This is a genomic window from Microcoleus sp. FACHB-672 (assembly GCF_014695725.1).
In the GTDB taxonomy this organism is placed as follows: domain Bacteria; phylum Cyanobacteriota; class Cyanobacteriia; order Cyanobacteriales; family Oscillatoriaceae; genus FACHB-68.
On record NZ_JACJOU010000004.1, the window covers coordinates 144017 to 156924 of the forward strand.

5 protein-coding genes are annotated in these 12908 nt (G+C 45.7%); 1 reads left to right on the plus strand and 4 read right to left on the minus strand.

The features are described from left to right. Positions 1 to 80: 80 nt before the first annotated feature. The 3 genes from ftsH4 to H6F56_RS01780 form a co-directional block, all read right to left on the minus strand. Complete coding sequence (gene ftsH4, locus H6F56_RS01770; protein ID WP_190665108.1) at positions 81 to 1964, minus strand: ATP-dependent zinc metalloprotease FtsH4; 1884 nt, start codon at positions 1962 to 1964, stop codon at positions 81 to 83. A 242-nt stretch (positions 1965 to 2206) separates the two neighbouring features. After that, the gene (locus H6F56_RS01775; protein ID WP_309236421.1) at positions 2207 to 2404 is read right to left on the minus strand and encodes a DUF2949 domain-containing protein; all 198 of its coding nucleotides are present in this window, start codon (positions 2402 to 2404) and stop codon (positions 2207 to 2209) included. An 85-nt stretch (positions 2405 to 2489) separates the two neighbouring features. Further along, complete coding sequence (locus H6F56_RS01780) at positions 2490 to 4847, minus strand: GAF domain-containing hybrid sensor histidine kinase/response regulator (protein ID WP_190665111.1); 2358 nt, start codon at positions 4845 to 4847, stop codon at positions 2490 to 2492. Positions 4848 to 5341: 494 nt separating this feature from the next. On the opposite strand from H6F56_RS01780, the gene cobN reads away from it, so the two are divergent. Then, positions 5342 to 9214 carry a cobaltochelatase subunit CobN gene (cobN, locus tag H6F56_RS01785; protein ID WP_190665112.1) on the plus strand — a complete coding sequence of 1291 codons (3873 nt, stop codon included), beginning with the start codon at positions 5342 to 5344 and terminating at the stop codon, positions 9212 to 9214. 251 nt (positions 9215 to 9465) lie between these two features. Here cobN and H6F56_RS01790 read toward each other — a convergent pair whose 3' ends face one another. Continuing rightward, positions 9466 to 12435 (minus strand): EAL domain-containing protein, encoded by a 2970-nt coding sequence (locus tag H6F56_RS01790; protein WP_190665114.1) that lies wholly within the window; start codon positions 12433 to 12435, stop codon positions 9466 to 9468. Between the last annotated feature and the right edge of the window lie 473 nt (positions 12436 to 12908).

Here is a 12908-nt window from a genome sequence, read left to right on the forward strand (position 1 = left end):
ATAATAAATTGCAAACAAAAATTACCTCCAAAAAAACAGAGCCGGCAATGCCGGCTCTGTACTCTTAGCAATCAAATAACTTAAACGCTAATCGGCACCTTGCCATCAGCAGATTCAGGAGAACGAACTTGATTCAACAAATCTTGCAGAATCTCGCCTTCAATTACCTCGGTTTCTAAGATTTGAGAGGCAATTGTCTCCAGTAAATCCCGATTGTTTTTCAAGATATTGACAGCGTGCTCGTGGGCACTTTCCACAATTTCCTTGACTTCGTGATCAATGGCTTTTGCGGTTTCATCGCTCACCATACGGCGGGGGTTCATTGCACCCTCTCCTAGGAAGCTCGTTTGCTGCCCCTTATCATAAGCCAGAGGGCCAAGAACCTTGCTCATCCCGTAAGCGGTTACCATCCGTTCTGCTAAGTCAGTGGCGCGTTGCAAGTCATTAGAGGCACCTGTGGTGATGCTGCCAAAGACAACTTCTTCTGCGGAACGTCCACCTAAAAGTGTGGCAATTTGACCGCGCAATTCTGCTTCATCCATTAAGAAGCGATCTTCCGTTGGCAGTTGCAGGGTATAGCCTAAAGCTGCCATTCCACGCGGCACAATGGAGATTTTCGCAACTTTATTGCCACCTGGCATTAAGGCACCGACTAAGGCGTGACCCACTTCATGATAGGCAACAATCTTTTTCTCTTTTTCGTTGAGGACGCGGCTTTTCTTCTCTAAACCGGCAACAACGCGTTCAACGGCTTCAGCAAAATCTGCTTGTGATACGGTTTCGCGGCGATTACGTGCAGCAAGCAAAGCGGCTTCATTCACCAAATTTGCCAAGTCTGCGCCGGCAAACCCAGGTGTGCGAGTGGCAATGGCCTTGAGATCGATATCTGGCCCTAATTTCACCTTCTGGCCATAGATATTTAAGATGGCCAAGCGACCCGATAAATCTGGACGATCTACCAATACTTGCCGGTCAAACCGGCCTGGACGTAACAACGCAGGGTCAAGGGTTTCCGGACGGTTCGTTGCAGCCAAAACGATGACCGTTGCATCGCCGGCAGAGAAACCATCCATTTCTGTGAGCAACTGGTTTAACGTTTGTTCTCGCTCATCGTTGCCGCCGTACATACCAGAACTGCTACGGGATTTACCAATCGCATCAAGTTCATCGATAAAGACAATGCAGGGTGCTTTCTTTTTCGCCTGCTCAAATAAATCACGCACACGCGCCGCGCCGGCACCGACAAACAGTTCGACAAATTCAGATCCAGAGATGCTGAAGAAAGGCACGCCGGCTTCCCCTGCCACCGCTTTCGCTAGCAAAGTTTTACCCGTCCCTGGAGGGCCAACCAACAGCACACCCTTGGGAATTCGTGCCCCAATTTGGGTAAAGCGTTGGGGAGTTTTTAGGAATTCAACAATTTCAACTAACTCTGTTTTGGCTTCTTCTACGCCGGCCACATCAGCAAAGGTAATTTTTGCAGATTCACCTTCGACATAAACTTTCGCCTTGCTTTTATTAATTGAAAGTGCGCCTTGCGGGCCACCATTGCGACCGATGAAAAACTGCCAAATCGCAACAAAAATCAGTGGCGGAACCACCCAACCTAAAATATTGCTAAACCAGCCATTTTTGGGCGGCGGCGTGGCGGCAAATTCAACGCCTTTTTCTTCAAGCCGTTTGGGCAATTCTAAATCCAGTACCGGAGTTGTCGCTAACACCGCCGGCGGTTGGTCGCCTTCCGCTTTCAGCTGGTAGCGGATTTGATTTTGACCGACAGAAACTCGCGCAACTTCTCCGTCTTCTACCTGATCGATAAATAAGCTGTAGGGCACCTGTGGAATTTTGGGGCCAAAGAATTGCGGCACAAATATGTTTGCCAGCAAAAACAACCCCGATACCAGTAATAAAATATTGCCGATCTGTCGAGACCGAGGGGGTTGTGGCTTGTCTTTAATACTCATGGATGTCAGTGTTCCTTTGATTGAAGATTGAGAAATCGTTGGGGTGGGGTGGTTGCCAAAATTTTAAGGGATAGGCAACTTATTTTTAGCTAACTGGCCCATAAAAATGAGCGGCTTTACCCGCTCTTATCGCAGTTAGCAGAACAACCTCTCAAAGCTGAATTAAAAATTAAAAAAATGTAACTTACCATTTCTATTGTTTAATTTTTAATTCTTAATTTTAATCCCTCTCCAGTAAGAGATTAAGCAATTTCTAACCAGTCAAAGATTCGCTCTAATTGTTCTATCGTTACCAGTCCATACTGCCAAAGTACGATGGGCAGAACGTTTGAGCTTTGTTCGCACTCTCGTACAGCCAGCTTGATTGCATTGGCCGGCAGGGTCAATTCTTCTTGCAAGAAGCGGATCAATCGATTTAGCCGTGCAGACACCATCTCCATATTGCCCTTCACCTTAAAGCTAATGTAACAAAAATTTATTAACTTCTACAACATTCTCTCATAATTCAGCAGCAAGTAGACGGGATTAAGCCTGAGAAGCCGTCAGAGTAGCAATTTTTTGCAATAAATGAGCCGGCTGTATGGGTTTGACCAAATAATCATCCGCACCGGCAGCGAGGCAGTATTCTTGGTTATCGGTTCTCGCCTTCTCCTTCAACACCAAAACCTTAATCTGTTGCATCGCCGGTGATTGGCGCAAATGATAGATAATTTCATAGCCGTCCATACCGGGCAATTCCATATCAATAATCACCGCAGTGGGCTGCAAGACCTCTATTTGCTCGATAGCGGTGGAACCTTCAATCATCCACACCACCTGATATCCCGCCGCTGTCAGGGTGTCGCAGATGCTTGTCGCCGTGTCATCATCGTCTTCAACCAAAACGATGCGCCCCTGTAGATTTTCAGAATTGACAGACAACCCATCTTGATTAACCGTTGAGCTAGGCACCCTCAAAGGCTGAGCCGGCAACCAGACTGTAAAGGTCGAGCCAACATTAAGGGTAGATTCTACTTCAACCCAGCCGCCATGAAGTTCGACCAACTGTTTAGTAAGCGCCAAACCCAAGCCGGTGCCACCATATTTACGCTGGTAAGAGGTATCTAACTGCTGAAATTTCTGAAAAAGTAGAGGGCGCTGATTCTCAGAAATCCCAATGCCGGTGTCCTCAACCTGAAACAAGGCGGCATTGCTGTCAAGCCAAATTCGCAGCGTCACTCCTCCCCCTTCAGGCGTAAACTTAACCGCATTGCTCAAAAGATTGTTGAGAATTTGTTTTAAGCGCCGCTCATCTGCAATAAACAGATCCTGACTCGGCTCGAGTCTTAACTCACTTTTGAGTTCAACTCCATTTTTGGCAGCTTGTTCTTTTAGGGCTTCCAAACTTTGCTCAGCGAGTTGAGAAAGGGACAACTCACTGATATTCAAAACCGTCTTGCCGGCCTCTACTTGAGACAAGTCGAGAATATCATTAATCAGATGCAGCAAATGCTCTCCGCTGTCGTGAATCGTTTGCAAATAGCTCCGCTGCTTCTGATTTAACTGCCCAAAAGACCAGCGCAACAGCGTCCCCGACATCCCAATCACACAAGTTAGAGGCGTCCGCAACTCATGGCTCATCGTTGCCAAAAATTCACTTTTGGCGCGGCTGGCTGCTTGAGCAGCAATTAGCGCATCATACAGGGCTTGAGTACGCTCGCTTACCCGATCTTCTAAGGTTTGTTTTTGCTGTTGCAACTCAGCATAAAGTTGAGCTTGGTAAATCGCAATCGCTAAATGTTCGGCAATTTGTTTAAGAAAATCTTGTTCATTTTCTTGCCACCGGCGCGGTTCAAAGCACTGCTGGGCGATGAGTAAGCCCCACAATTCGCCGCCAACGACAATGGCTGTCACCAACTTCGCTTTTACCTGCGCTTCTCGTAGGAAATTTAATAAGCACGGAGAAAATACATAAGTTGTTTCAATATCTTCGATTGCCTGAGTGAAGCCCTTACGATATTTATCTCGCAAATGGCGTACCCCCACAAAACACTGCTCTTTCTCACGCCAGTGCAGTACAGAAGAGATACTATCGGATGCTCTCGCTTCGTAGGTAATCGAACCGCTGCCGTCTGGGATGTTCTGTTCTATCCGGTGCGAGTCTTTGCTTTGGCTTTTGAGGGGGTGAGCTTCGCCTTCTGTGCTTCTCTGCTTTTGCGGGACACTGTTATAACTATCAAATTGATAGATCACCAACCGATCAACTTGCAAAAAACTTCGTACCTTCTCAACAGCCGTTTCTAAAATGACAGGTAACTCCAAGCTTTGGCGGATTTGAGCCGTGACTTGATTTAAAACCCGTTCCTGTTCAATTTGCTGGCTTAGCGCCTCTTCTACCGGCTGACAGACGGAATAAGCGTATTCCATCTGTGGGGCAGGAAAGCTGCTGGTGTCTGGGGCGAGAATGTTCAGTAATTGCAGCGTAAACTCACTTTGAATTTTCCCATCATTGGGGCTGAGGATGCCCTCAGCTTGTTCGATTAGGCTGAGCACCTGGGGTTGGTTTTGCAGAACCTTCCGCAGATGAGATAAAAAAGCGGCGATAGTTGATTCCTCAAAGCTCACCTCGATTTGATAAAGCGTCATTTGAGGATTTTCCCAGCCTAGCGCCGAGGTAGCGGCGCTGGGAATTCCCGTCAGCAACGCGCTAAACCTTTGGGACACCACGACTGCAAACCGCCTCGTCCGCTGGCTTTGAAGAATTTCTACAGAGGCGAGAATATCTTCTGCAATCGTGACAGATGTTTCCCCTTGATTTTGAGCAACGTGTTGTAATAGGGTAAAACGCAGTTGCTCAAAGGTTGCTAACGGCAAGGTTCGACGGATGAATTGAGAATTAGGCATTGTAGCGGTTAGTTTGCAGAAAGCGTGACAGTTGATCTAAAGCCTTTCACCTGAGACTCAATCAGCATCTCGTAATCGACACTCGGAGTTTCCAGTGGTGGGTGCCCCATGATGATTAGCAGCAACATAGCCTAGAACTGGCCACGCCTTTTGGGTATCCTTGCCTAGGTTTCTTAGCGTCTAGTCAATCGCTTACTTTGTTATAGTAGTCTGCGATCTCATTTTTTCTAAGTAGGCTGAATTAAAATTATTATTTTGTTTCTTCAACTAAACCGGAAGCGGGCAGATATTGTTGATTACGATTGCGGCTGTGCAGCACGTTGGAAGAAAAAGCAGTATCCCAATTTTGCCGCAGGGGCGAGGTATTTCGGGTGATCAATCTTTGAAGTTGAGCCATTAGCGAGCGGCCTGAATCCGTTGCCCCTCATTTCTCTCCACCACCGACTCAAGCATCTTTTGCCTTTTTCTTCGTGTTGCCACAGGAGCTTAGCATCATGCACCGTCTCGCCACATCTCCCGGAGGATGGAATTCTCAATCCGAAGGGATTTCCTTTATTTCTCAAACACCGGCACCGATTGTTTTTCTCACTGCGGCTGATACGGATATTCAAACGCTTGCGGTTGCTGTTTCTAAACTTCCTAAGGGTTTCCCTGCCTTACGTGTGGCGAATCTCCTACAACTGCAACAACAAATAAGTATAGATGTTTATGCTGAAGAAATTTTAGAATCGGCACAAATTATTATCGTTCGATTGCTGGGGGGACGTGCCTACTGGTCTTATGGAATGGAAGTATTAATAGACACAATTGCACGCAACAAAAGTCATTTAATTGTACTTCCTGGCGACGACCGGCCCGATCCAGATTTAATCAGTCACTCCACAATTTCTCTGAAGGCGGTTAATCAGTTGTGGCGCTACTTCTGTGAAGGTGGCGTTGATAATTTCGTGAATGCCCTTCAGTTTGTCGCAGATGTTTGTCTGGGAAGTGCTTACAATCCACCGACACCCGTGGAAGTGCCTCGGGTTGGGCTTTATGCGTGGCAGCAGGAGATAGGAAGAGACGTTGGATCTGCACTCTCCTCTTCAGGAATGAAGAAGGCGGGGCTGCTTTTTTACCGCGCTCATTATTTGGCGGGAAATACTGCGCCGGTAGATGCGCTTTGTCAAGCTTTAATTGAGCGAGGATTAAAGCCGGTGCCGGTGTTTGTTTCTTCCCCGCGTGATCCGGATGTGCAAGCCGAGGTTTTAGAGTATTTCCAACCAAAAGACGCTGAGGAAATTCAAGTTTTACTTAACACGACAAGTTTTGCAATTAGTCAAATTCCAGACTTTGGTAAATCTGCCGGCACACTCACCCCCTCTCCCTCTCCCCTTCTCTCCCTAAACGTGCCGGTGTTGCAGGTAATTTTCAGTAGTGGCGGGGTGGAAGCGTGGGAAGCAGGATTTCAAGGACTTTCGCCGCGAGATATGGCGATGAATGTGGCGCTGCCGGAGGTGGATGGGCGAATTATTAGCCGGGTGGTTTCCTTTAAAGCCTTGCAACACCGGCATCCCCAACTAGAAACCGACGTAGTGGTTTATCAGCCGGTGAGCGATCGCATTAAATTTGTTGCAGATTTAGCCGCCGGCTGGGTGCAGTTGCGGCAAACGATGCCGGCGCAGCGGCGCATTGCACTAATTTTGGCAAACTACCCGACGCGAGATGGACGGATTGCTAATGGCGTTGGGTTGGATACGCCGGCAAGCTGTATAGAAATTCTCAAAGCGTTGCAACAGGCTGGGTATCAAGTAGAAAATATACCAGCAACTGGGGATGAGTTAATTCAACGCCTAACTGCTGGGATAACAAATGACTCAGAAGCGCGGGAATTACGCTCAATCAACCAACAATTATCGATAGAAGAATATCAAGAATATTTTGCCACTTTACCAGAGCCGGTGCAGCAGGAAATCACCAGCCGTTGGGGAAGTATTGAAGAAAAAATTATCCGCTCCTTTCCCATTGCCGGTATCCAATTTGGAAATATCTTCGTAGGAATTCAACCGGCACGCGGTTATGATCTCGATCCCAGTTTAAATTATCATGCCCCAGATTTAGATCCCACCCACGATTATCTAGCCTTTTATTATTGGCTGCGAAAACATTTTAATGCCCAGGCAGTCGTTCATGTGGGAAAACATGGAAATTTAGAATGGTTGCCCGGTAAAAGCATTGCACTGTCTGAACGTTGTTACCCAGAAATCGCTCTTGGTGCACTCCCACACTTATACCCCTTTATTGTCAACGACCCTGGAGAAGGTTCGCAAGCAAAAAGACGAGCGCAAGCAGTCATTATCGATCATTTAACACCACCCATGACGCGTGCCGAGCTTTACGGGCCTTTGCAAAAGCTAGAAAATTTAATCGATGAATATTACGAGGCCGAAAGTTTAGATCCCTCCCGATTGCCTATTTTGCAAGAACGCATTAGTCAGCTAATTGTCCGAGAAAATCTGCAGAACGATTTAGGACTAGAAAAAGATGATGTCGAAAATTTAAACACTCAAATTCAAACTCGAATCGATGGTTATTTGTGCGAAATTAAAGAAGCACAAATTCGAGATGGACTGCATATTTTTGGGCAGCCTCCCCAAGGCCGGCAATTACGAGATTTAATCGTCGCAATTGCCCGTCATCCGGGTGCCGGTCGCTTGGGATTAACCCGTGCGTTAGCTCAAGATTTAGCCTGGAATTTTGACCCACTCACCGCAGATCCAACCCAAACGATTAATTCCAACCGGCCTTTAAACGAGATCCGGCCAGATGCCGGTTACACGAAATTACTCAATGCCGGTGATCTCGTAGAAAAACTAGAACATCAAGCAGCAAAATTAGTTGAACAAATTATTAGTCAGAAACCCCAAATAATTTTAGAATCTCCGAATGTTAGCATAAAAGATTTCCAATCCTGCACTCAAAAAGAACTCGATTGGATACGTGATTATTTGCTGCCGGCGCTCCAACAAACAACCCAAGAAATTACCCAATTATTAACAGGATTAAATGGGCACTATGTCCCTAGTGGCCCATCCGGCGCACCCACACGCGGGCGTCCCGAAGTCTTGCCTACAGGTCGCAATTTTTACTCTGTAGATATCCGCGCCATCCCCACAGAAACAGCCTGGGATGTGGGGCGCAAAGCCGCTGAAGCACTGATTGAACGCTACACGCAGGAAAATGGCGAATACCCCAAAACGCTGGGTTTGTCGGTGTGGGGAACTTCCACAATGCGAACCGGCGGCGATGATATTGCAGAGGCGTTGGCTTTGTTGGGTGTGCGTCCAGTTTGGGATGGCCCATCGCGGCGAGTCGTGGATTTTGAAATTCTGCCGGTGTCAATATTAGGCCGGCCTCGTGTGGATGTCACGTTGCGAATTTCTGGTTTTTTCCGCGATGCGTTTCCGAATTTAATTGATTTATTTGATTGTGCAATCAATGCGGTTGCAGCTTTAAATGAGCCGGCACAGGAAAATCCTTTAGCCGCGCAAGTAAAACAGGAAACTCAATTTTGGGAAAGTGCCGGTTTAACGTTGCAGCAAGCACAAAGCCGGTCACGCTATCGTATTTTTGGTTCTAAACCGGGTGCGTATGGTGCCGGTTTACAAGGTTTAATTGAAGCACAAAATTGGACAGATGACGCAGATTTAGCCCGCGCTTATATTAACTGGAGTAGTTACGCTTACACCGGCATCTCAGATTCATCCCAAGGGGAAAATCTACCATATTCAAAAAAAGGCGAAATCTCTGCACCAGAAGCATTTGAGCAGCGTTTGAAGGGAATGCAAATTGTGCTGCACAATCAAGATAACCGCGAACACGATTTACTGGATTCCGATGATTACTATCAATTCCAAGGCGGTTTGACTGCGGCTGTACGGGCTGCAAGTGGTAAAAATCCTGATACTTATTTTGGGGATAATTCCAGGCCGGAAGCTCCTAAAGTTCGCCGCTTACAGGAGGAAATCGCACGGGTGTATCGTTCGCGGGTTGTGAATCCTAAATGGATTGCCGGCGTGATGCGTCACGGGTATAAGGGAGCTTTTGAAATGGCGGCAACGGTGGATTATTTATTTGCTTATGATGCCACAGCGCGTTGCGTGGAAGATTTTATGTATGAAGGGGTGGCGAAGGCGTATTTATTGGAGCCGGCTGTACGGGAGTTTATTGAGCAGAAAAATCCTTGGGCATTGCGCGATATGGCGGAACGGTTGCTGGAGGCGAATCAGCGTTCTTTGTGGCAATCTGCAAGCCAAGAAATGCTAGAAGATTTGAGGGCACTGGTTCACCAAGCTGAAGGGGTGATTGAATCAAAAACCGGCTCTTAAAATAAGAAATAGCCACTCAATACTTCACTGCGCGATGCCAAGCTGTAGGAACTGGTTTAAGGGCAACCGACTATCAAGATATTCCTAAAAATCTGCCCGCCGGTAGTTTGGTTTTTACATCGCCTGCTCCCTTTTTGCCTCGCCTGTAAGTCTTGTTAATGCTTGATCATCAAGGTTACGATAAAAAAAATTCTCTCACATCTTTTGAAGGGTGAAAGTGTCTGCTTGAAGTAATGTCGGCTTAAGTTTATCTAAACGACTGAACAATCCAATACTTTACTTAAACCCGCTCTTATAAGTTGTTGAGTTGCTTCCTCCGCCGATAAAGGTTGACTGAATAAATCTCCTTGCATTTCTTCACAATCTAGAGAAGTTAATAAATCTTTTTGTTCTGAAGTTTCAACACCTTCTGCAACCACTCGAATATTTAATCCTTTTCCTAAAGCAATAATTGCTCTAATAATGGCTGCATCTTTTGATTTTGGAGCCAAGTTATCAAGAAAAGAACGGTCAATTTTGAGCGTATTAAATGGAAAATTTTTCAGATAACTCAGTGAAGAATATCCCGAACCAAAACCGTCTAGAGAAAGGCGAACTCCCATACTGTGAAACTCGCGTAATCTCCCACTGGTTAAGTCGGCATTTTGCATCACGGTAGTTTCAGTAATTTCCAACTCCAAGCAACTTGCCGGTAATCCGGTTTCTTGCAAAATACGTGCCACTTTTTCGACTGAATTTGGCTGCTGAAATTGTCGGGCCGATAGATTTACCGCTACGCCTATCCGTGGCAAACCGGCATCCTGCCAAGCTTTATTTTGAGTGCAAGCAGTCCGCAATATCCATTCACCAATCGCTACAATTAGTCCATTTTCTTCAACAATCGGAATAAATGTTTCAGGCAAAATCAGCCCCAACTGGGGGTGCAGCCAACGCATGAGAACTTCCATCTGAGTGACTTCCCCAGTGGTTATATTGACTTGAGGCTGGTAGTAAAGCACCAATTCTTCCCGTTCCAAAGCCTGGTGCAGGCTATTTTCTAATGCTAATAATTCAGAAGCTTTAGAATTCATCGTAGACGTATAAAAATGATAGTTGTTACGACCGTCTTCTTTAGCCCGATATAACGCTGCATCTGCATTTTTAATCAGGGCTTCCGCATTTTCGCCTCCAAAGGGATAAAGCGCAATTCCTATACTGCTGCTGATATGAAGGTAATGAGTTTCTAAATCAAACCCAACTTTGAAGGTGTCTAAAATTCGTTGAGCAATCTTAGCCGCATCATTTTTACAAGTGATGTGGGACAAGAGCAAAGTAAATTCATCACCTCCCCATCGGGCAACAACATCGCCCTCTCGCAAACAACTTTTTAGCCGTTTAGCAACACCTTGCAACAATCGGTCACCAACAGCATGGCCGAGTGTATCATTAATTGTTTTAAACCGATCTAAATCTAGAAACATGACAGCTAGCGAACTTTGATTTTCGCTGGCATTAGCGAGTGATTCTGCAAGTCGCTCATTAAATAATGTTCGGTTTGGTAAACCCGTCAAAATGTCGTGTAAAGCCTGATATCGAATGGTTTCTTCTGCTTGCTTTCGCTCAGTAATATCTCGAAAACTGCACACTCTGCCAGTAATTTTTCCACCAATCCACTGAGGCTGAGAATAGCGCTCGAAAACTCTTCCGTCCTTTAATTCGTAAATCTCGTAGCATTGTGCGTCTGGTTGACCGAACAAATTCATGGTTTTGCAGAGAAACTCTGCCGGCTCTTTAAGTAAATCTAGTACAAAACTTACCACCTGATTCTGATCTTTTGACTCAATTACAGACTCAGGAATGCCCCACATATCTACAAATTTTTGATTGAAAACGACGATTTTTCCGCTGTCACCAACAAGGATTCCATCAGCCGTCGCTTCTAAGGTTCCGCGTAGGATTGAAAGCGATTGTTCAAGTTGTTCTTCTGTGCGCTTGCGTTCAGTAATATCTCGCTTGAGAATCACATAGTTGGCGATTATACCGGCTCCACTGTAGACGGGAGAGATCGTTGCCTCTTGAGGGTAAATCGTCCCATCTTTCCGCCTTCCGAGCAAACAACCATTCCAAACTTGCCCGCTAGAAATGGTCTTCCAAATACTTTGATTAAATGCTTCCTTATCCTCAGGAGTGTGCAGCAAGCTATCCGCAGTTTTCCCCAGCACTTCAGCACTGCTATATCCAGTAACTTTCTCAAAGGCTGAATTCACGTATTGCAGCCTTGCTTCAGCATCAGTAATTTCAATAATATCAGCCGCGTGCTTGACGGCAGTTACTAGCAGAGTGTTCGCTTCCTCGGCTTGCTTTCGGTCACTAATATCGCGAACAATAACGATAACTTGCTGTTCCAAAAATGGAAAAAATCTTGCTTCAAAAAACTTTTCTGTATTTTGAATTGGTAATGAATATTCAATCGTTACTAAAGTGTTTGTTTGAACAACTTTTCTAAGTGCCTGATAAGATAGCTGCGCCACATTACCTGGCATAACCTCTTGGAGTGTTTTACCAATGAATGCTTCAGGTGGTGCATACAATTGTGATGTTTTACCGGCATAATATTCTTGAATCATGCCGTCGGTTCGCAATCGGAAGTATAAATCTGGAGAAGTTTCAAAAATTGCTTTTAATTCTGCCGTAGCTAGTTTGGCTTGCTGCAAGGTTTCATGTAGTTTTATCCGCTGCTCACTCAGCTCTTGGGTTAAGTTTTTGGACTCTAATAAAGCATTTTTATGAGCTTGCAACAGCAGCAAAAACTCAGCCATAGGCGCGTGAATGGCAAAGTCATTAAAGGTTAATCCCAGCCGAGCAAGAGATTCTAGATCAGTGAGCCAAGGAAACCCTAAAAAGTAGAGAGCGTCTTGCTCCTCAACATAAACCATCGAGCCTTTAAACTGTATTCCATTTTGCTTAGATTCCAAAACAAATATGCATCCAGATTGCGCTCGGATCGCTTCAAATTCTAGAGCGATTACAGGAGAATTAATTTTAAAATGCTGTTCAATAGGGCTATCGGCTGCCAAACTAACATACAGCCGTTGTAGGACTTCTCCCACTTGCACAATTGAGCCATGCCGGTTAAAGACTAAGTGAAATGGAAACAGTTGTAAAAATAGCTGCGGCGGGAGTGTCACCCCAGAAAATGCTGCGCTTGTTGCTGGCTGAAAAGTGGATAAAAAACTTGTCACAATCGGCCCCCTCCTCTTACACTTCCTGTGCGTAATCTCAACAGACTTGCGACATCTCCCGCTAAGTTCCCTCGTCAGTTCCTTTTGCCTCGAAGTAAACCTCGCACTGGAAACACGAAAGTGCAAGTATGCTTAATTTTCTAGGATATCAGTGCCCACCATCAGAGTCACTAAAAGTGCTAGAAGCTCATACCCAGGTGCTTTGAGATCGTCGAGTTTTGGGGGAAACGCCGGCTTGTCGTCTTCTCTATCGAATGCAAAATGCTATAACCTTTTACTGATATGTAGAACACCCAATATTTACTGAAGGCTCATATAGTTTTACGGCTGATCCGGACAACCATCTCTATGCACGTGGCTATCGCGTTCCCAGCCGGCCTTTTTTCAAGGGGTTCCACTTGTTTTCATCAAAATGAGGTCTACTCCATCTTCAATTACTTTGTGTCCCAGGCTCGCTCTAAAAGTTGCGAGCC